Source organism: Rhizobium sp. AN80A (genome assembly GCF_030053015.1).
In the GTDB taxonomy this organism is placed as follows: Bacteria; Pseudomonadota; Alphaproteobacteria; order Rhizobiales; family Rhizobiaceae; genus Rhizobium; species Rhizobium metallidurans.
Genome location: NZ_JASJPX010000001.1, coordinates 1,222,808 through 1,243,782 on the forward strand (window position 1 = coordinate 1,222,808; position 20,975 = coordinate 1,243,782).

Annotated in this window: 16 protein-coding genes and 3 pseudogenes; 12 read left to right on the forward strand and 7 right to left on the reverse strand. The window is 61.9% G+C overall.

Annotated features, from left to right (window positions below; genetic code table 11):
- The first annotated feature begins 61 nt into the window (after positions 1-61).
- Positions 62-748 (forward strand): RraA family protein, encoded by a 687-nt coding sequence (locus tag P3R82_RS05585; protein ID WP_283193341.1) that lies wholly within the window; start codon positions 62-64, stop codon positions 746-748.
- Between the two features lie 208 nt (positions 749-956).
- On the opposite strand, the gene P3R82_RS05590 is transcribed toward P3R82_RS05585, so the two are convergent.
- The 6 genes from P3R82_RS05590 to P3R82_RS05615 all read right to left on the reverse strand — a co-directional run bounded on the left by P3R82_RS05590 (position 957) and on the right by P3R82_RS05615 (position 7,815).
- Positions 957-1,556 carry a histidine phosphatase family protein gene (locus P3R82_RS05590; RefSeq protein WP_283193342.1) on the reverse strand — a complete coding sequence of 200 codons (600 nt, stop codon included), beginning with the start codon at positions 1,554-1,556 and terminating at the stop codon, positions 957-959.
- Positions 1,553-2,593, reverse strand: a complete 1,041-nt coding sequence (locus tag P3R82_RS05595; RefSeq protein ID WP_283193343.1) for an ABC transporter ATP-binding protein — start codon at positions 2,591-2,593, stop codon at positions 1,553-1,555. Before P3R82_RS05595 ends, P3R82_RS05590 begins: the two co-directional genes overlap by 4 nt.
- Positions 2,594-2,602: 9 nt before the next feature.
- Positions 2,603-4,270 (reverse strand): iron ABC transporter permease, encoded by a 1,668-nt coding sequence (locus P3R82_RS05600; RefSeq protein ID WP_283193520.1) that lies wholly within the window; start codon positions 4,268-4,270, stop codon positions 2,603-2,605.
- 239 nt (positions 4,271-4,509) lie between these two features.
- Entirely contained in the window at positions 4,510-5,622 is a 1,113-nt protein-coding gene (locus P3R82_RS05605) for an ABC transporter substrate-binding protein (RefSeq protein ID WP_283193344.1), read from the reverse strand.
- 80 nt (positions 5,623-5,702) lie between these two features.
- Positions 5,703-6,560 carry a MurR/RpiR family transcriptional regulator gene (locus P3R82_RS05610; protein WP_283193345.1) on the reverse strand — a complete coding sequence of 286 codons (858 nt, stop codon included), beginning with the start codon at positions 6,558-6,560 and terminating at the stop codon, positions 5,703-5,705.
- 157 nt (positions 6,561-6,717) lie between these two features.
- Complete coding sequence (locus tag P3R82_RS05615) at positions 6,718-7,815, reverse strand: LacI family DNA-binding transcriptional regulator (protein WP_183898628.1); 1,098 nt, start codon at positions 7,813-7,815, stop codon at positions 6,718-6,720.
- 243 nt (positions 7,816-8,058) lie between these two features.
- On the opposite strand from P3R82_RS05615, the gene P3R82_RS05620 reads away from it, so the two are divergent.
- From P3R82_RS05620 to P3R82_RS05650, 7 genes are all read left to right on the forward strand, one after another.
- Positions 8,059-9,033, forward strand: coding sequence for an autoinducer 2 ABC transporter substrate-binding protein (locus tag P3R82_RS05620; RefSeq protein WP_183898629.1), 975 nt, complete (start codon positions 8,059-8,061; stop codon positions 9,031-9,033).
- Positions 9,034-9,145: 112 nt separating this feature from the next.
- Positions 9,146-10,636 carry a sugar ABC transporter ATP-binding protein gene (locus tag P3R82_RS05625; RefSeq protein ID WP_283193346.1) on the forward strand — a complete coding sequence of 497 codons (1,491 nt, stop codon included), beginning with the start codon at positions 9,146-9,148 and terminating at the stop codon, positions 10,634-10,636.
- The gene (locus tag P3R82_RS05630) at positions 10,629-11,642 is read left to right on the forward strand and encodes an ABC transporter permease (RefSeq protein ID WP_283193347.1); all 1,014 of its coding nucleotides are present in this window, start codon (positions 10,629-10,631) and stop codon (positions 11,640-11,642) included. The genes P3R82_RS05625 and P3R82_RS05630 overlap by 8 nt, the downstream gene beginning before the upstream one ends.
- Positions 11,642-12,637, forward strand: a complete 996-nt coding sequence (locus P3R82_RS05635; RefSeq protein WP_283193348.1) for an ABC transporter permease — start codon at positions 11,642-11,644, stop codon at positions 12,635-12,637. The genes P3R82_RS05630 and P3R82_RS05635 overlap by 1 nt, the downstream gene beginning before the upstream one ends.
- Positions 12,638-12,640: 3 nt before the next feature.
- The gene (locus tag P3R82_RS05640; RefSeq protein WP_283193349.1) at positions 12,641-13,501 is read left to right on the forward strand and encodes a sugar phosphate isomerase/epimerase; all 861 of its coding nucleotides are present in this window, start codon (positions 12,641-12,643) and stop codon (positions 13,499-13,501) included.
- A 29-nt stretch (positions 13,502-13,530) separates the two neighbouring features.
- Positions 13,531-14,175 carry a nucleoside triphosphate hydrolase gene (locus P3R82_RS05645; protein ID WP_283193350.1) on the forward strand — a complete coding sequence of 215 codons (645 nt, stop codon included), beginning with the start codon at positions 13,531-13,533 and terminating at the stop codon, positions 14,173-14,175.
- A 104-nt stretch (positions 14,176-14,279) separates the two neighbouring features.
- Positions 14,280-15,149, forward strand: coding sequence for a sugar phosphate isomerase/epimerase family protein (locus P3R82_RS05650; RefSeq protein ID WP_183898635.1), 870 nt, complete (start codon positions 14,280-14,282; stop codon positions 15,147-15,149).
- A gap of 153 nt (positions 15,150-15,302) precedes the next feature.
- On the opposite strand, the pseudogene P3R82_RS05655 reads toward P3R82_RS05650, so the two are convergent.
- Positions 15,303-16,477 (reverse strand): annotated as a pseudogene (locus tag P3R82_RS05655) (ROK family transcriptional regulator).
- Between the two features lie 172 nt (positions 16,478-16,649).
- Here P3R82_RS05655 and P3R82_RS05660 point away from each other — a divergent pair.
- The 4 genes and pseudogenes from P3R82_RS05660 (at position 16,650) to ugpC (ending at position 20,929) form a co-directional block, all read left to right on the forward strand.
- Positions 16,650-17,925: pseudogene (locus P3R82_RS05660) on the forward strand (ABC transporter substrate-binding protein).
- Positions 17,926-17,994: 69 nt separating this feature from the next.
- Complete coding sequence (locus P3R82_RS05665) at positions 17,995-18,879, forward strand: sugar ABC transporter permease (protein WP_283193351.1); 885 nt, start codon at positions 17,995-17,997, stop codon at positions 18,877-18,879.
- Positions 18,879-19,731: pseudogene (locus P3R82_RS05670) on the forward strand (carbohydrate ABC transporter permease). The gene P3R82_RS05665 and the pseudogene P3R82_RS05670 overlap by 1 nt, the downstream one beginning before the upstream one ends.
- A 52-nt stretch (positions 19,732-19,783) precedes the next feature.
- Complete coding sequence (gene ugpC, locus P3R82_RS05675; protein WP_283193352.1) at positions 19,784-20,929, forward strand: sn-glycerol-3-phosphate ABC transporter ATP-binding protein UgpC; 1,146 nt, start codon at positions 19,784-19,786, stop codon at positions 20,927-20,929.
- The last annotated feature ends 46 nt before the right edge of the window (positions 20,930-20,975 follow it).

Genomic DNA, 20,975 nt, shown 5'->3' on the forward strand with positions numbered 1-20,975 from the left:
CAGATACATCACACCGATCCCGGCGGCGAAAAACAAAACAAGCAGTAGAGGAGACATGCTTATGAACGCCATTCGACTTCTTGAACCATCGCGCCGGGCATCCGCTGATTACGTCGCGAAATTCGCGCAGGTGCCCGTCGCTTGCGTCAGCGACGTCATGCTTCGCACCGAAGCGGCCGGCCCGCGGCTTCGCCCGATGCATGCCGGTGGCGTGCTTTGCGGCCCGGCATTCACGGTCAAGACCCGTCCCGGTGACAACCTGCTGATCCACAAGGCGATCGACCTGGCCCAGCCGGGCGATGTCATCGTGATCGACGCCGGTGGCGAACTGACCAACGCACTGATGGGCGAAATGATGCTGGCCTATTGCGAAAAGCGTGGTTTTGCCGGCGTCGTCGCCAATGGTGCGATCCGCGACAGCGCCTATGTCAAAGCGCATGCCTTTCCGGTCTATGCGGCGGGCATCACCCACCGCGGTCCCTACAAGAACGGCCCCGGCTCCCTCAACGTGCCGATTGCAATCGACGGCATGATCATCGAGCCCGGCGATCTGGTGATCGGCGATGAGGACGGCCTGGTCAGCGTACCGTTCGCCATGTTGGAGACGGTTTACGCGGACGCTTCGAAAAAGGCCGCGACGGAAGCAAGGCAGCTGGACGCTATTCTCTCGGGTGCCTACGGACCGAATGACCGAAAATGGGTTGATAAGGCTTTCGCTGAGGCAGGGTACCAAGTCGTGACGAGCTAAGCTGGCGGATCGGTCGTTTCTGCGCCTTGCGATGGGAGTGCAAGCCCTGAGCGCGACGGCGCAGGAAGGCCGGCGAGACCGCGCAGGTTGATGACGTTAAGCTTGCCGTCGCCAATCGACGAGCATAGCTCGCGCGTCAGTCCGGATCACGCGACTTTGTTCTCGCACACCTTCGCGGTGACCGACCTGCCACTGAAGCTTCGGATCGTCAGTCCGGTGCATCTATGACCGGTGCGAAGGCCGTTGTGTTGAACACCTCAAGCCGCGCTTCGCCCTTTGGAAATGCAAGGATGGTCAGGCTTGCCGGACCAACGGGAATGATGCGGGCAGGCGCCAATCCAAGTGTGCCGTCAAGGGCCGCGCGAATGACGCCGCCGTGGCAAACCATCAGAATGGTATCGGCCTCCGCCGCGAGCGCCATTTCGATTGCGCGCGCAACACGGGCACGAAAATCGGCCCAGATCTCGCCGTTCTCCGGCGCGAAAGTTCCAGCTCGCCAACCGGCATAGGCGGCCGGCGCATCGGCCATCAGATGGGCAATCTCGGCGCCAGTCCAGGTGCCGACATCCTGCTCACGCAACATCGGCTCATGGCCCGCCTCCGGGTAGCCAAGCAAAGCGGCGGTCTGCACGGCACGTTTCAGATCCGAGGTCATCACCAGTCCGGGCCTGAAGCTCGCAACTATTGGCGCCAGCGCCCGCGCCTGCTCCCTGCCGCGTTGCGAAAGGTCGATATCGGCCTGTCCCTGCAGGCGGCGGATGGCGTTCCATTCGCTTTCGCCGTGGCGAACCAGAAGGATGCGTTTCATGAAATGCGTGTTCCCTGTTTGTCGAAAATTGCCGCCGGCGCCGTCGGAAGGCGAAAGCGCAGCCTGCCCGAGGGGCGAGCGACCTGGTCGGAGACGGCGGTGATGCGGATGCCGTTGACGATGCCGGTCACGAGAAACCGGCCGGCCATCGGCACCACTTCGGCCAGAACGGCATCGAATGTGCGCGGACCTACCTCGTCGGCCAGCGTGATCTGTTCGGCCCGTACCATCGCGTGGCCGGAATGATCACGCAGCAGCGGATCGGGCATGGTGCCGAACCAGTTGCCGTTCTCGATCGGGATCAGGTTGGCGGCCGGGGTGCCGACGAAACCGGCGACGAAGGCCGAAGCCGGCTCGGCCAGCAACCTGTCCGGCGCGTCGAACTGCTCGATACGGCCATTGTTCATAACCGCCACATGCGTCGCCATCGTCATGGCCTCGACCTGATCATGGGTCACGTAGACGGCGGTTGCGCCCGTGGCGGCGTGGACCTTCAGAAGCTCGAAGCGCATTTCCACGCGCAAGGTGGCATCGAGGTTGGAAAGCGGTTCGTCGAACAGCATCACTTTCGGCCGCGGCGCGATCATGCGCGCCAGCGCCACGCGCTGCTGCTGTCCGCCGGAAATCTCGCCGGGATAACGGTTGGCGAGTTTTTCTATACCGAGCATGCCCATGGCGTCAGCCACGCGCGCGCCGCGTTCCTCTGTCGGCAGTTTCGCCACCTTCAGCGGCCATTCGATATTGCCGGCCACCGTCATATGCGGCCACAGCGCATAGGACTGGAACACCAGGCCGGCATTGCGGTCCGCCGGCGGCAGCGAAAAGCCCGCCTCACCATCGGCCACCAGCGTGTCGCCAAACCGCATTTTTCCGGATGTCGGCTGGTCGAGACCGGCCAGCATGCGCAGCATCGTGCTTTTGCCGCAGCCGGAAGGGCCGAGCAGAACCAGAAACGAACCTTCCGGCACGGAGAAACTGACATTGGAAACGGCATTGGAATTGCCGAAGGATTTTGTGATCCGGTCGAGGGAAATCACGGCGCGACCTCACGTAAAGGACTGGCGGCGGGGACCGCGCAGAAGCGTGGCGGCGCCGGTAGCCAGCATGGAAATGATCAGGATGACGAGCGTGACCGCATTGGCGAACTGGTAGAACCCGTCGGATGCATAGGAATAGGACAGGATTGCCAGAAGCGGCGACGTCGGCGTGTAGAGAAGGATGGTGATCGTCAGGTCGCCGATGACATTGACGAAGGCAATCAGCAGCCCGGCGGTGAGACCACGCGCGGCCAGCGGAAGCGTGATGGCGCCGAGCCTGCGCAGGAAGCCGGCGCCGGTCATGCGCGCCGCCTCGTCGATATCGCCCGATATCTGCGAGATCGTCGCCCGTCCGGTCTGCACGGCGAAGGGCAGCGTGGCCGCCGTCAGGGCCAGGCCAAGCAGAAGCTTGGTGCCGTAAAGCGCCGGCAGCGGGCCGATCGGTGCGCCGTAAAGCGCGATATAGGCGGCCGCGAAGGCGATGCCGGGCAGCAGCATCGGCAGAAAACTCAGTTGCGATACTAGGCTGCTCAGTACCGGAACCTTCTGCCGTGTAAGCGCGACCGCGATCAGGATGCCGATCACGTTGGAGGCGAGTGCCACCGCCATGCCGAGCCCCAGCGTGGTGGTGAGTGCCGAGAGAAGCTGCGGATTGTAAAAGATGCCCGGTTGGCCGCGGGCGAAGGCCGGATCGGGGCGTCCGATCCAGTAATGCAGAGTCCAGTCGGAGAAAAGCGCAAGCGACGAAGGCGCAAGGCTGGCCGCCACCAGCAGAAGGATCGGCAGGATCGTCGTGAGAATGCACACGATCCAGGCGATGACCGTCAGCGGCAGACGCGCGCCGCCGAGGGCGAAACGGCGCGGACGCGCACCTTTCCCGCCGATCGTCGCAAAGCTGCGGCGGCCGGCAAGCACACGATTGCCGAGGCCGAGAAAGATGGCGGATATGCCGATCAAGAGGATGGCGAGAACGTATCCGCGCTCCGTCTGGCCGATCTCGATCATGCCGAACAGGCGGGTCGAGAGCGTCTGCATGCGCACCGGCAGGCCAAGCAGGGCGGGAGCGGCGAAATTGGAAACCGCGGCGGCGAATGCCAGCGAACCGGCGGCGATGACGGCGGGAGTGACGACCGGAAGGACGATGCCGAACAATATGCGCTTGCGCGAGGCTCCGGTCATCTGTGCGGCTTCGACGAGATCGCCGTTCACGGTGGCGAGCGCCGCCGCGATCACGGTGAAAGCCAGCGCATAATATTGGGCGATCAGCACGGCGATGGTCGGCGTCATGCCCCAGGACAGCCAGTCAGGCACGGCAAAGCCAAGGCCTTCCAGAAGGCCGCCGGCGCCGCCGACGCGGCCGTTGCGGAAGAGTGTGCCCCAGGCAAGCGCGGTGGCAAAACTCGGAATCATGAAAGGCAGCGTCGCCATGAAGGCGATGGCCGGCCGGCCGGGCATGTCGGTCATCACCACCAGCCAGGCGAGAAAGCCGCCGAGCAACACGCAACCGGCAGCCACGGCGAGGCCGATGATCATGGTGTTGACAGTCGGCCGCCAGAACAGGTTTTGCGACAGACGGCTTGCCAGAACATCGCCCCAGGCGGCGGATGACGGATAAAGCGTCTGCACGAGAATGGTGGCAAGCGGCGCCGCCACCAGCACGACAAGCACCAGCGCCATGATCAGTGTCAGGCCGCGCTTGCCGAATGCTGAACCGATCGGTCCGAGCGGGGATTTCATGTGTTGCTCCGGATAACGAGGGCAGGGCTGTGCCGCCCGCGCTGTTGTGTTGTCTGTATTCTAATGTCCGGCTCGAACCGGAGACCAAAGACAGGCGTGCTCACCGCCGGTAGCGATCAGAACCGCGTTCAGAAACAGAGGAGACAGGCGGCCCAACCGCCCATCTCCGGTCGAAAACGTCACTGCAGCGCAAGAATGAAGTCCGCCACCTGTGCACGGATTTTCGCGGTTTCTGCCGGCGCCATCTGCCAGCCCTTGAAGTCGGCAAGCGGAATCGCGTCCTTGTGCGGCTTGATATCGGAGCGGGTCGCCCAGTCGCCGGCCACGTAGAAGGGCTTGAAGCCTTCGCCGCCGTTTTCGCTTTCATCGCCCATCATGAAATCGACCGCGAGGCGCGCCGCAGCGGGGTTCGCCGGCTTTGGATTGAGCGCCAGCAGTGCCGGGAAAACGATACCGTTGGACGGGGCAACGTCGTTTGCCACCTGCAGAGCCCAGCCTTCATCCTCGTTGTCGCGGCGGTCGGAATAGCTGGTGAAGCCGATCGGCGGCTTCGTCTGGCCCTTTGCGCCGATCGCCTTGTTCACGTCGTCGGTGGAACCGACCAGGACGAGGTCATTGGCGAAAAGATCGGTGATGAACTGCTGGCCGGCGTTCTCGTTGCCGTCCGTCAGTGCGATCTTCTTGCCGAACGCGGCTTCATAGGCCGTGGCCATCTCGTCGGATTTCAACACGATCTCGGTCATCAGGTCGAGATAGTCGCCGCGCTGCAGCGGATCGACCATGATCACGCGGCCCTTCCATTCCGGCTTGGTCAGGTCCCAGAGGTTCTTGACCGGCGAACCCTCGGGATAGGCCTCCTCGTTATACATCAGAACCTTGGTGGACAGGCGCTGGGCCAGAAGCGGCGTCTTGAAGGCATCCGCAAGATCACCTGCAACACGCGGCGGCACGTAAGGCGCAACCAGCTTGTTGGCCAGAAGCTCGGTCAGCACGATCGGGGCGTCGGAAATGTAGATCACGTCGGCGCCTGGCAGGCCGGCCTGCGCCTCGCTCTTGATGCGGGCGATCTGCTCGGTGGAGGACATGTCGAAAGTGACCATGTCGATGCCGGGATAAGCGGCTTCAAACGCCTTCTCGACTCGGCCGATACGGCTGGTGAAAGCGTAGACCGTCACCTTGCCTTCCTGTTTGGCCTGCGGCAACAGGTCAGCGGCGGACTTGGTGTCGAGTTCTTGCGCGAAGGCGGCGGTGGTCATCAGAAAGGCTGCGGTTGCAATCAGGACGCGGCGCATGGACGTGGCTCCGTTGTTGGGTCTGGCCACGTGTAGTGTTTTCTTGCGACGGTTTTATGACGTGCAAGTTTTCTTGCAAATCAACTTTCGAATCTTGCGATCAGCTCACCCAGACGGTCCAGGGTGGCGAGTGCTTCGGGACCGCGCCGCGCCGCCAAGGCGAGGATGATGGCATTGCAGATCGCCATCGGCACCGTCAGCGTCTGAAAGCTGTCGGGCATGCCCGCGCGAGGGGCGGAAAGCAGCACATCCGGGCTCGGCGTGAGCGATGGGCCGATCGTGCCGGAAATCACCACGGTCTTCGCCTTGGTCTCGGCCGCCACCTGCATCAGCCGCTCATAGTCCGGTGGCTGCCGGCGGAAGGCAAAGAGGAGGAGGGCATCGCTTTCCGAGAGGGTCAGCATCTGCTCGGCGAGATCACGCGGGCTGCCCGAAAGCGGGTGGCTGTCTATGCCCAGCCGCCGCAGCCGCCGTTCCATCAGCACGGACAGAACCTCGGCGTTGCCGTGCCCGTAGATGAATACCCGCCGCCGGTCGAGCTTCTCGGCCGCCTCCAGAATGCGGGTGTCGCTGATGTGGTCGGTCATGGCCGTCAGCGCCGACAGTTCGCTCGCCACCAGGAGCGGCAGAAAGCCTCGGGCGCGGGCGTCGCTGAGCGTCGCGGAAATGCGCTCGGCCGGATCGGAAACCTTCAGAAATTCACGGCGCAGTTGGTCACGGAACTCGGCATAGGAGGAGAAACCGAGCTTGCGGGCAAGGCGGGACGTCGTCGCCTCATGCACGCCCAACCTGTTGGCGAATTCGCTCGAGGTGCCGATCGCCACGTCGCGCGGCGCCTTCAACAATTCCGAGATCAGCCGTTGTTCCGTCGAGGTCAGGCTGCCGGCCACCGCCTGCACGCGTTCCACAACCGACTTGCGAAGGTCAACCTTTGACATGATGGTCCCGTGCGTTTTGCTTTGATCTACCGGCTATCGCGACATCGAAACAAAATCAACTCGGCCGCGGGAAACGGCCAGGCGGCCGCGAGATTCATCGTCTGTCCGACCGATCACGACCGTTGGCCGGCCACGCGGGGACCGAAGCCGCCGCAATTCATATCTTCGATGGAACGGCCGGACGTTCTGTCGTCGGCGAGGGGTCCTTTATCGCGTCGAGAGGCCCTTCCAAGGCTGTTCGCGGAGGAACGAGTTGCGGTTCGATCATGATGATCTGCGGCTGCGCATTTTCTTCTTCCAGCAGATCGAAGCCTCGGTCGAGCATCTCCGAAACATCCGGCTTGATCATGTAGACCGGGAAGGGAAGGAACGATCCGAAGGGATCGTAGTCGAAACACCCCACCACGATATCCCCGAAGGCCTCGCCATCGTGGCGTCCCATGAAGCGCAGGAGCCCTTCGAAATTGATCGACGAGTTGACGAAGAAGCAGCGGGGCAGCCGGCCATGCTTTTCATAGAAGCGCTCGAAGGCCAGCGCGGTCATGCCGGGAGAGTAGCCGGTGGTCTCGATATCGTCTTTCGCGATGTCGCTGCCGAAGATCGATTGCTTCACCGCGTGAAAGCCGATCACGCGGTCGCGGCTCGCATGGTCGTCACGCCCGCCGAAAAAGAACACCTCGTCGGCGGTCAGCGGCCCCACTCGCTCGGCGTGTCGAATGATCGCGGTCGTCAGTAGCTCCGCGCCATGGCGGTTGGCGGAGATGATCGATGGAGCGTACTTGCCGGGCAAGTCGATGTTTACGTGAGGAATTCCTGCTCTGAGGCAGGCTTGATGAACGCCGTCTGGGTCCGTCGCGCCAGCGACGAAGAGCGAATCGATGGAGTATGCGATCAACGATTCGACGGTACGCCGTTCCTCTTCCGGGTCGCGCCGGCCGGAAACCACCATCGGCACCAGTCCTCGCTGTCGCGCCTTTGCCTCGAATGTCTGGGCCATCGAAGAAAAAAACCGGGTGTCGTAAACGGGTATAAGCAGGCCCGTCAGACCAGATCGTGAGCTTCGCAATGCCCGGGCCTGAAGATTGGCCGTATAGCGGTGCGCTTTGGCCAGCGACATGATTTTTTCAGCCGTTTCCTCGGAGATGCGGCGCTTTCGCCAGGTGCCGTTGAGGACCGCGCTGACAGTCGACGGGGACGCGCCGGATACCTGCGACAAATCGTAAATCGTTGCTTTCTTTTGTTCTTTTTCCGACATCCACGAATCTCCTCGCTGGTCTTCGCTATTTAGAACAATCGAGCCTCTTGACGAAAGGCTTTTTAATGATATGTTCATTGCACCATCGATTGTGCAAGAAAGCAATAACGATTGTGCACAAAATGGTAGCTTTGAGGAAAGCGGCAAGGGAGGAGGTTCTGTCATGGAGCCGAAAGCGCTTAGCACACAGGCATGGTGCTCGTGTGGTGCATCTCCTTTGTCAGTATCGGAGGAGAGAAATCCATGAAGAGAATGCTCGCAGTCACGCTCGGCCTCTCGCTGACGCTTCTTGCATCCACCGCCTTCGCTGGGCCGAAGATCGGTGTTGTCGTGAAGATCGGCGGTATCCCGTGGTTCAATGCCATGGAGGCGGGGATCAAGGAGCAGAGCAGCAAGCTCGGTGTCGAAGGCTTCATGGTCGGTCCGACCAGCGCCGATCCGGCTCTTCAGGTTCGCGCGATCGAAGACCTGATCGCCCAGAAAGTTGACTATATCGGCGTCGTACCGAACGACGCCAAGGTGCTGGAGCCGGTTCTCAAGAAGGCCCAGGAAGCCGGCATCAAGGTCATTACTCATGAATCGCCCAAGCAGGTCGGCGCGGACTGGGATTTCGAACTGGCTTCCGCCAAGGGCTTCGGCGAAGCGCACGGCAAGCTTCTCGCGGAAAAGATGGGCGGCAAGGGCTCCTACGCGGTATTCGTCGGCTCGTTGACCGTTCCGCTGCACAACGCCTGGGCTGATGCGGCGATCGCCTACATCAAGGCCAACTACCCCGACATGAAACTGGTTGGCGACCGCTACGGCGTGGCCGAAGATGTCGACAAGAGCCGTTCCACCGCCCTCGACCTCATGGCTGCGAATGCTGACCTCAAGGGCTTCCTCGCCTTCGGGTCGCAGGGTCCGATCGGCGCTGGCCGCGCGGTCGAAGAGCGCCGCAAGGACGGGAAGGTGTTCGTCATCGGTCCGTTCTCGCCGGGCCAAGGCGCGAAGCTCATCAAATCGGGCGCGCTCACAGGCGGCTTCATGTGGAATCCCAAGCAGGCCGGCGAGGTCTTCGTGACGCTCGCGGATCGTATTTCCAAGGGTGAAGTTCCCAAGGCGGGCGATGACATCGAAGGTCTCGGGAAAATCAATCCCGAGGGCAACACGATCATCGTCGACCAGCTCTTGGCCATCAACAAGGATAGCATCGACAAGCTGGTTGCCATGGGCCTCTGATCCTCCCCAAGCCCAGGCCTGGGTCGCGGGGAGCATGCTCCTCGCGACCTCCAACTAAAATCTACCGGCACCTGCGCACCCCGCCACCGGCGGCTGATCAGGGAGATATGCTATGAGCGCTCAACCGCTCCTTTCACTGAAAAACATCAAGGTCACCTTCGGCGGCGTCCGCGCCCTGAAAGGTGTTTCGTTCGAGGTCAATCCCGGCGAGGTCCATTGCCTGGCAGGCGAAAATGGCTGCGGCAAGAGCACTCTGATCAAGGTCATCACCGGCGTCTACAAACCACAGGACGGTGCCGAGTTCTTCTTCGACGGCCAGCCGATCGGTGCGATGACGCCGACGCTCGCACAGTCGCTGGGAATTCAAGTCATCTGGCAGGACCTCGCGCTTTTCCCGGAGATGTCCGTCGCCGAAAACATCGGTTTTCAATACGCGGTCAACGGCAAGTACGGCCTCGTTGACAAGCGCAAGATCGAAGACGCGGCCGAGAAGGCGCTTGCGCGTCTCGGGGTCAGCCTGGACCTCCATAAGCCGCTCAAGGAACTGCCGATCGCGCAACGTCAGATCGTCGCCATCGCGCGCGCACTGGTCGGCGAGGCTCGGCTGGTCTTCATGGATGAGCCGACGGCATCGCTGACACAGTCCGAGACGGACTACCTGATCGACATCGTCCGGCATCTGTCGGCATCCGGTGTCGCCGTCGTCTTCGTTTCCCACCGCCTCGCGGAAGTCCTCGAGATTTCCGACCGTATGACAGTCCTTCGCGATGGTGCGCTCGTTGGCGTGTTCCCTGTCGAAGGGATGACCCAATCCCGCGTGACGGAACTGATGACGGGACGGAATTTCGACAGCTCGGTGATCGCTGCCGACCATGACGACGCAAGCGTGGTGCTGTCCGTGCGCGGGCTCACGCGCGCCGGCGAGTTCGAGAACGTCACGTTCGACCTCAGGCGCGGCGAGACGCTTGGAATTACCGGCCTGCTTGGTGCCGGCCGCACCGAGCTTGCGCTGACGATTTTTGGAATGCATCGCCCGCAGGCCGGTGAAATTTCGATCGAGGGCAAGCGCGTGAGCTTCGGCTCCAACCGGGATGCCATTCGCGCGGGCGTCGCCTACCTCTCGGAAGACCGCTTGTCGCTTGGCCTGAACCAGCCGCAATCAATTGCCGACAACCTGGTGATGGCATCGCTCGACAAACTCATGTCGGGCGGAATGATCTCTCCCGCCAGGAAGGCAAGCGTCGTCGATCATTGGATCAAGGCGCTCGGTGTCAAGATCGGCACGCCGGATGACCCCATTCGAACGCTCTCCGGCGGCAACCAGCAGCGCGTCGCGATCGCGAAGTGGCTGGCCATCGGCCCCAAGATTCTGATCCTCGATGCTCCGACCGTCGGCGTCGATGTCGGCGCCCGCGCCGGGATCTTCGAGATCGTGCGCAAATTGGCGGCGCAGGGACTGGCGATCATTCTGATCTCGGACGAACCACCCGAGGTCTTCTTCAACGCCGACCGCATCATCCACATGGTGGAAGGCAAGATCCACGCGACCTATGACCCTAGAAACGTGTCGCTCGCCGAACTGGAGGCCGCCGTCTATGCGTAGATTGATCCTGGGACACACGACGGAATTCACGCTTCTGGCGGTCATGGTCGTTCTTTGCATCGTTCTGTCTTTTCAGACGGATCGGTTTTTTACCGTCTCGAACGCGTTTGACGTGCTGAACGTCTCGGCCGTCAACATCATCTTTGCCGTCGGGCTGCTCGTGGTCCTGATTTCGGGCGGGATCGACATTTCCTTCGCCGTTGCCGCGTCGGTCGTCCAGTACGTGACCGCCCTTGCGCTCGGCGCATTGGGGGGTGGGAACTGGGCCGAGGGTTTCATCATCGCCGGCGCGATCGGCATCGGGCTCGGCTTGATCAACGCGGCGCTGGTCTACCGACTGCACATCATCTCGATCGTCGCGACGATCTCGACCTTCAACATCTTCTTCGGGCTTCTGATGTTCTTCACCAAGGGCGTGTCGATCTACGACCTGCCGGAATGGCTGACGACGCGGGTTGTCTTCTATGAGCACGAGATGGCGGACGGCTCATGGGTGGAGCTCACCCTGCCGGTCGTCGTGATGATCGTCTGCTGCGTCGCGACCTGGTTCATGATCTCCCGCACGACCATTGGCCGCCAGCTTTACGCATTTGGCGACAATCCCGAGGGCGCGCGCCGCTTCGGCATCAATATCGGGGCCATGCACTACATTTCGTTCGGCTGGCTCGGGCTGATGGCCGGTATCGCCGGACTGATGCAGGCCCACTACGCCGAGGAGGTCGTTCCGAATGCTCTCTACGGCCGTGAACTCGACGTTCTCGCAGCGACGGTTCTCGGCGGGGCCCGGCTCGGGGGTGGAAAGGGCTCGGTCATCGGCTGCGTGCTGGGAGTGTTGATGGTCTCCATCACCCAGAACGGCCTGAACCTGATGGGCGTCTCGCCATTCGCGTTCAAGATGATCGTCGGTGCTATCATTCTCGTCGCCATCACGCTCTCATCCGCACGTATCGACAAGCTTCTGCCGTTCCTTGCCAAGGGCGGCGCCAGAAGGGGGAGCACACACTGATGAAAGCCATCGCTCAACGGTTCAATGCCACCTTCGGCGCGGACATGGCAGGGCCGGCCATCGCCTTCCTGGCCGTGATGATCATCTTCGGTCTTGCAGCCAACAACTTCATCTCCGCCGCGACATTCGGCTCCGTCGCCTTCCAGCTGCCCGAACTCGGCCTGCTCACGCTTGCGATGCTGCTTCCGCTTCTGACCGGCGGCATCAACCTGTCGGTCACATTCACCGCGAATCTGTCGGGGCTTGCGGCGGCCTGGGTGATGCAGTCCTACGGCGGGGTCGATGCTCCTCCGTCCGCCTTCCTGCTCGGTGTTCTGGCAGCGCTGGCCACCGGCGGCGCGGCGGGTCTGATGACCGGAGCGGCGATCGCCTATACGCGCGCCCATCCGATCCTCGTGACGCTGTCCATGATGATCTTCCTGCGTGGCCTCGGCGAGTTCCTCACGCGTGGCGGTGACGTCTCCGGCTTCCCGAACTTCATCGCTCCGATCGGGCACGGGCAGATATTCGGCCTGCCGATCCCGCTGTTGATCTTCATCGTTTGCGTCGGCCTGTGGCAGCTGCTGCTGATACGCTTCAAGCTGGGCTTCGGGCTGCTGATGATCGGCTCGAACATCGAGGCGGCCCAGTATTCCGGTCTGAACACGCGCCGCATCCTGGTCCTCGTCTATACGCTGTCCGGCATGATGTGCGCGGTCGCTGGCGTGATCATGCTCGCTCGCTTCAACTCCGTCCGTGTCGGACACGGCGAGTCCTACCTGCTGATCACGGTGCTGGCCGCGTTCCTGGGCGGGATCAATCCTTTCGGTGGCTTCGGACGCGTGCTGCCGGTCTTCGTTGCGCTGATCGTGCTCCAGCTCCTGTCGTCCGGTCTCAACCTGATGGGCGCCAATCAACATCTCGCGACCGCGCTATGGGGCGTTCTGATGATCGTCGTCATGGCCGCGCGAACCATCGTTTCGGCCTACATGGCCTCACATAAAAAGAAGGGATGAACCGTGCAGGGTTTTGGAATTCACGCAAGCATGTGGACCATGACGTGGGACCACGCGGGCGCAGAGCGGGCCATTGCCGGCGCAAGGAAGTACCAGCTGGGTTTCATTGAAATCCCGTTGCTCGATGCGCCGTCGGTTGACGCCGGGTACACGCGCGCTCTTCTCGAGAAGAATAATATCAGGGCAGCCTGCTCGCTTGTTCTGCCCGAGCCGGCATGGGCGTCGCGGCGACCCGACGCGGCGATCCTCCACCTGGAGACGGCAATCGACAAGGCGGCCGAGATGGGCGCCGAGGCTCTCACCGGCGTGACCTTCGGCGGCACCAATGAGCGAACCGGATCACTGCCAACTCAGGCGGAGTACGACAATCTGGCGCGTGCGCTGGAAGCGGCGGCGAGGCGGGCGAAGTCCAGGGGCATTCAACTCGGCATCGAAGCCGTGAACCGATACGAAAACCATCTGATCAATACCGCCGCGCAGGCCGTGGCGCTGGTCGAGCGGATCGGAATGGACAACGTCTTCGTGCATCTCGACACGTTCCACATGAATATGGAGGAAAAGGGCGCCGCCAACGGCATTCTCGCGGCACGTGATCACCTGAAATACATGCACATGTCGGAGAGCGATCGCGGTGCCCCCGGTGCCGGCAACGTGCCATGGGATTCGATCTTCGTCGCGCTTTCGGCAATCGGCTTCAAAGGCGCTCTGGTTCTCGAGAGCTTCGTCGGCATGCCGAAAGAGATGGCCGGCGATATCTCGACGTGGCGTCCTGTGGCCCGCGACGAAGAGGAAGTCATGGGAGACGGTCTCTCGTTCCTGCGCGGCAAGGCGGCGCAATATGGAATGAAGGACTTCGGCGCGTAGGCATGAGGCCGATGGAAGGGAGGAATTCCTTGAGCAAAATCGATGAAAACGCGAGTGAGATCGCCGCGGTCGCCGCTGAGCGTCTGTCGCGAAATGGCGGCAGGCGGGTTCTTGTCGCCATCGCCGGCGCTCCCGGATCGGGAAAGTCGACGCTTGCCGAAAAGGTCGTGCAGGGCCTCAACAATGATCGGATCAACGCGGCCCTGTTCCCCATGGATGGCTATCACTACGATGACATCGTCCTGGAGAAGATGGGCCGGCGGCCGTTCAAGGGGGCCATCGATACGTTCGACGCGCACGGGTTTCGTCGAATGCTGGAGCGGCTCAAGGCCAACGAGGACGACGTCGTTGCCGTTCCCGTCTTCGATCGATCGATCGAGATCGCCCGAGCCGGTGGAAGTCTGATCCCCCAGGCGACCGAGATTATCGTCTGCGAGGGGAATTACCTGCTTTCCCGCCAGGCGCCATGGGACAGGCTCAAGCCGATTTTCGACTTCACGGTCTTCGTTGATGTCAGCGAGGACAATCTGCGCAAACGGCTCCAGGATCGTTGGCGGTCCTATGGTCTCGATCCAAAGGAAATCAATCGCAAGGTCGAAGAGAACGATCTGCCGAATGGCCTTGCCATCATATCGGGCAGCGCCGAGCCCGACCGACGCATCGACAACAACTAATTCGCGACGTCGGACCGGATGCATTGCGGCTGTCACCGTCTTCGTCGGTGCCCTCCGCCTGCCCGCCACCAACCAAAGATAGCTGAAACCTCAAGGAGGCTCTTATGAAACACGGTATCTACTACTCCTACTGGGAACACGAATGGAGCGCGAAGTTCGGCCCTTACGTCGAGAAGGTGGCGAAGCTCGGGTTCGACGTGATCGAAGTCGCCGCGCATCACATCAACGAATATAGCGATGCCGATCTCGCAGCGATCAAGCAAAGCGCCAAGGACAACGGCATCATCCTGACGGCCGGTATCGGTCCTTCCAAGACGAAGAACCTGTCATCGCCCGATGCCGACGTGCGCAAGGCCGGCAAGGCCTTCTTCGAGCAGACGCTTGCGAACGTCGCCAAGCTTGACATCAAGTCGATCGGCGGCGCGCTGCACTCCTACTGGCCGGTCGACTATTCGCAGCCGGTCGACAAGGTCGGCGACCGTGCGCGCGGTGTCGAAGGCATTCACGGGATCGCGGATTTCGCGAACAACCTTGGTATCAACCTTTGCATCGAGGTGCTGAATCGGTTTGAAAACCATGTGCTGAACACCGCCGCTGAAGGCGTTGCCTTCGTGAAGGACGTCGGCAAGCCGAACGTCAAGGTGATGCTCGACACCTTCCATATGAACATCGAAGAAGACAGCTTCGGCGATGCCATCCGTACAGCCGGACCGCTGCTCGGGCATTTCCACACCGGTGAAAGCAACCGCCGCGTACCCGGAAAGGGCAGGATTCCGTGGCACGAAATCGGCCTCGCGCTGCGTGAGATAAACTACACAGGTGCCGTCGTGATGGAGCCGTTCGTCAAGACCGGTGGCACGATCGGGTCCGATATTCGCGTGTGGCGCGATCTCACGGATGGCGCGGACGAGGCCAAGATGGACGAGGATGCGCGCAATTCTCTCGCGTTCTCGCGCTTCGTGCTCGGAGGCTGAGATCGACTGTGCCATCCCGGCCGAGCCCGATGTCACGTCGAGCGGAATGAGGGGTGATAGGGGTCTGGATCGGCTCGCGCGGGCCGGGGCTGCCGGCGGAACGGGAAAGCAGGCCAAGGGCTGCTCCGTCCTGCCGGCCGGCGCCAGGTGGGCTCAATTCCTGCTGGTTACCCCTCCCGATAGTTCAAAGTCGAACATGCGTTGCGTTACGAGAGCCGCGGCGCCGCGCGCCCAGGAGTTGTCCTTCCAGTCCAGCAGCAGGGGAGGCGGTGATCGGAAAGCCCCCTCGGCGAGTGCATGCCGAAGCGGGCGCAGGAAGTGATCGCCCAGGGAGACAGCCTCTCCGCCGGCAACGATGACCTCCGGATCGGTGATGTTGGTGATATTGGCGAGTGCCGTTCCGATCGAGCGGCCTGCCTCCTCGACGAGGCCGACGACGACGGGATCTGCCGCTGCAAGCGCGCTGCGCAACTCCGTTGGCCCCTTGTCGCGCCCCCCGTCGCCTCGCGCCAGCGCTGCACGACCGCCGCCTCGGAGTGGTAAGCCATGAGGCAGCCGCGCTTGCCGCATTCGCACGGTCTCCCGTTCGGCTCGAAAAGCGTGTGGCCCATCTTGCCGGCCGCGCCATTGGCCCCGCGATACAGTTTGCCCTCGATGATCTGGGCGCAGGCGATGCCTACGCCTACGGCCAGCACCGCCATGTTCCTGTGCTGGCGACCCAGGCCGAACAGTTGCTGGGCGATGGCGTAGGCGTTGGTGTCGTCCTCAAGCCAGACGGGTGCGCTGACGCGTGCCGCAAGCATGCGAGCGAGCGGCACGTCGTTCCAGTCGAAGCGATTGCTTCTGACGCAGGAGGTCTGATCATTGCTGATGACACCGGGCATCGAGATGCCGATGCCGGCAAGTTTCGCCTGAGGGCGCTGCGCAAGCGCGACCAGCCTGGGTACCGCCTTGGCCAGGACATCGGCGATGGCGTCGGGTGTGTGATCCTCGAGCCCGAGCCGCATGGCCGCGATCGGGTTGGTCGCGAGATCGGTTGCCACGCACTCCACGGCCCCGAGCATCAGCTTGAACCCGATCGCGATGCCATGATCATAGTCGATCTGGACCGGGATTGGCCGGCGCCCCGTCATGCCCGAAATCGCCTCGCCCTCCTTGACGATGCCTTCCTCCACAAGGTCGGCGACGACGAATGTCACGGCGGCGGGGCTGAGGCCCGACAGTGTCGCCAATTCGGCGCGGCTTCTCGGACCTTCCTGCCGCAGCAGATTGAGGATGAGACGGCGGTTGAGGGCTCTGGTCGTTGTCGGGTCGCCCTTGAGCTTCACGGTGCGAGTTCCTTAATTTTGTAAATTAACTATTGCGACGTTGGATGATCTATGCATAAATTTGCCTCGTCGATCAACTCGGAATGACGCGGTCGGCACGTTGAATACCCGGCGTCTCGTTGTGGAGGACGGCCGCTGGGACGTGTTGATCAGCTCAACTGGGAGGAATTCAATGTCATTTTCCAAGCACTTTTCATCGACCACGCGCCGAACCTTCCTGAAGGGAACAGGACTGGCTTCCGTGGCGGCGATGGCAGGCAGCTTCCCGATCCCCGCCATCGCGCAGGCTCAGGAAGTCAACGTGATTTCCGCTGAAAGCAACGGCAAGGCGCTCGAAGCGCTGAAGAAGATCGCCGAGGACTTCGGCAAGCAGGCCGGCACCAAGGTGGTGGTCAACAATATGGACCACGAGGCCCACAAGACCGCGATCTCGCAACTACCTGACGGCCGGCGCGCCCGATGTCTGCTTCTGGTTTTCCGGCAACCGCATGCGGGCCTTCGTCAAGCGCGGTCTTTTCGACGACATTTCGGACCTGTTCGAGAAGGAAAAGTACAAGGATGTGCTCGGCGCGAGCACCGGCGCGGTGACCGTCGACAACAAGCAATACGGCTTGCCGACCGGGGGTACGCTCTGGGGCATGTTCTATCGCAAGGACGTGTTCGAACAGAATGGGCTGACAATGCCGACGTCGGCCGAGGAATTCGCGGCCTACTGCGACAAGGCCAAAGCAGCCGGGCTGACACCCGTGGCAATGGGGACGAAGGAGCTTTGGCCCGCCGCGGGCTGGTTCGATCAGATGAACCTTCGGATCAACGGCCTCGACAAGCACATGGCGCTGATGGACGGCCAGATGAGCTATCTCGATCCGGCGCTGACGCCGGTCTTCGATCAATGGGAAGCCATGATCAAGAACGAGGTGTTCACACAGAACCACACGTCGTTCGGCTGGCAGGAGGCCGCGGCCCTGCTTGCCCAGAAGAAGGCCGGGATGATGAATCTCGGCGCTTTCCTGCGGGCGGCTTTCACCGAGGCCGATCTGCCTCAGCTCACCTTCGCGCCATTCCCGACGCTGGATGCCAGCGTTCCGCGCTTCGAGGAGTTTTCGCTCAATTCGGTCCACATACCGGCCAATGGCAAGAACAAGCAGGGAGCGCGCGAATTCCTGGCCTATTTCTACAAGCCGGAAAACCTCGCCACCTATCTTGAGCCCGGCGGCAACGTGCCGCCGCGCAGCGATTTGCCGCCAAGCAAGGATCCGCTGGTCAATGCGGCGGTGGAATCCTTGAAGCAGGTCAAGGGAACGTCGCAATATTACGACCGCGACAGCGATCCCGATATGGCTCAGGCTGGTCTCGTCGGCTTCCAGGAATTCATGGCCAAGCCCGACCGCCGACAGGCGATCCTGCAGCGCCTCGAGGGCACCCGCAAGCGTATTTACAAGATCTAGTTCTCCTCCCGACGACCAGGGGGCGGAGTTGCGGTTCCGCTCCCTCACTTCCTCTTGAGGTTCTGGACAATGTTGATGTTATGGCGCCGCCAGCGATGGTGGCTCACCCCGACTTTGCTGATCGCGCCAGCGATCATCCTGTTTTTCACCGTCATTCTTCTGTCTGCCGTCCGCAGCCTGTGGATCAGCCTGCACGATTGGGACGGAATGGGGCCGATGACGTGGATCGGCTTCGGCAATTACCTGGAGCTCTACAACGATCCGCAGTTCTATACGTCGCTGAAGAACAACCTGATCTGGCTTGTCATGTTCATGGCGGCACCGCCGCTCGGGCTCGCCATCGCGCTGCTCGTCAACCAGAAGATCCGCGGCATGCGCTTCATGAAGTCGCTGTTCTTCATCCCGCTCGTGCTTGCTTCCGTCACCGTCGGCGTGGTCTTCACCTGGGTCTACACACCCGAGTTCGGACTTCTCGCGCTGATCTTCAGGGCATTCGGAGCCGTTGCGCCCGCGGTGCTTTCCGATGAGCAATTCGTGACATTCGCGATCGTGATCGCGGCACTATGGCCTCAGATCACCTTCTGCATGGTCCTCTATCTCGCTGGTCTCAACAATCTCAGCGAGGAACTTATCGGGGCGGGACGTGTCGATGGCGCGCGGGGATGGAACATGCTCTGGCACATCGTCCTTCCGCAGCTCACACAGGTCTCCTTCATCGCCATCGCGGTGACGGTCGTCGGTGCGCTTCGTTCCTTCGACATGGTGTCTGTCATGACACGCGGCGGCCCGTTCGGGTCCTCGTCGGTCCTGGCATACCAGATGTACGAACAGTCGATCTTTTCCTACCGCTTCGGATATGGCGCGGCGATCGCCTCGATCCTGTTCGTGATCATGGCGGCGTTCATCGTCTGGTACCTGTCGCGGATCATCCGCACGGAAGAGAGAGGTGGCTGATGTATCCTCGTCCAATTCCCGAAACAGCCATCTGGCATCGACGGTTCTATTTTATCGCGGTGCTGGTAGTTCTGCTTCTCTGGCTCTGCCCACTCTTCGCGATCATATTGACGTCCTTCCGCTCGACGGCTGACGTCATGGGCGGCAACCTTCTGGGGCTGGCCAACCCAGTTTGGCCTGATCGACAATTACAAGGCGGTCTTCACGCAGACGCCGATGATCCGGTACTTCATCAACAGCCTGACGATCACCATTCCCTCGGTCATCGGTGTGCTCGTGCTGAGCACCTTGTCCGGCTATGTCCTTTCGCGATACCGCTTTCCCGGCAACATGCTGATCTTCGCGCTTTTCGTCGGCGGCAATTTCCTGCCGCACCAGATCATGATGATTCCGGTGCGCGACCTCATGGTCCGCCTCGACCTCATCGACACGACGGCGGCGCTGATCATCTTCCATATCGCCTTCCAGACCGGCTTCGCCACGCTCTTCATGCGCAACTTCATCGCGGCCCTGCCGGATGAGCTGTTCCAGGCAGCGCGGGCCGAGGGGGCGACACCGTTCCAGACGCTGATCCATGTTGCCGTTCCGCTTGTGCGTCCGGCGCTTGCCGCACTCGCCATCCTTCTCTTCACCTTTATCTGGAACGACTATTTCTGGGCGGTGGTGCTGACGGTCAGCGATTCCGTCAAGCCGGTCACGGCCGGCCTTGCCAACCTGCGCGGCGAATGGGTGTCGGCGTGGAACCTGATTTCGGCCGGCACGATCGTCGTCGCCATCCCGCCTGTCGTGATGTTCTTCCTGATGCAACGCCACTTCATCGCCGGCCTGACGATGGGGGCGGTGAAGGGATGAACACGCGCAACCACCCGAATATCCGATCTTCAAAAGCAGAGAGCCAGGAAGCATGACCAGCCTCGAACTGCGACAGATAAACAAGAGCTACGGTGCCTATCACGCGCTGAAAGGCATCGATCTCTCGGTGGCCGAAGGGGAGTTCATCGTCATGGTCGGTCCGTCCGGCTGCGGCAAGTCCACGCTCCTGAAAACCATTGCCGGCCTTGAGGGAATTACCTCCGGGCAGATCCTCATCAACGGGCGCGATGTCAGTCGCGAGGAGCCGGGCGATCGCGGCATTGCCATGGTCTTCCAGTCCTACGCGCTCTACCCGCACATGACGGTGGCCGAAAACATGGGTTTCGGCCTGCGCATGGCCAAGCGGCCCAAGGCCGAAATAGATGCGGCCGTTTCGCGCGCCGCCAAAATCCTGCGCATTGAAGACCAGCTGGAAAAGCGCCCGAAACAACTGTCCGGCGGCCAGCGCCAACGCGTGGCGATCGGGCGCGCCATTACCCGCTCGCCCGATGTCTTCCTGTTCGACGAGCCGTTGTCTAACCTCGACGCGGCGCTGCGCACGCAAATGCGCGTCGAGCTCTCCAGCCTGCACGCCGAACTCGGCGCGACCATGGTCTATGTGACGCATGACCAGGTTGAAGCCATGACCATGGCCAGCCGCATCGTCGTCCTCAACCAGGGCAATATCGAACAGGTCGGCTCGCCGCTCGAGCTCTATCGCAATCCCGACAATCTCTTCGTGGCCGGCTTCCTCGGAGCGCCGCGCATGAACTTTCTGTCGGTCACCATCGATGACGTCTCGGGTCACGAGGTTCGTGTTTCAGCTCCGGGCCTTGCGCCCGTGACGGTTGCGCTCGCCAATCCGGCGGCGTTGCGGAAGGGTGCCGGCCTGACGCTTGGCGTTCGTCCCGAAAACATCTCGGTGGTCCAGGACGGATCGTCAACCGGCGTCGTCAGCGGCACCATCCGCCTCGTCGAGCATCTTGGTCGGGAGACGATCCTCTATGTCGACGCCGGCAACCTTCGCACGGTCGCGTCGGAAAGCGGCACGGGCAATATCACCGTGCAGCTCAGCTATGTCGCGCCTTTCAAGGCGGAGCAGCCGGTGACACTGAAGCTCGACCCTTCCGAACTGTACCTCTTCGCATCCGACGGCGGACGAACGATCAGCGCCCGCAAGACGATCCTCGACGGTTGAGACTGGGATCGACGATGCGCATGAACGACGATCGCCGCCTGCTCCT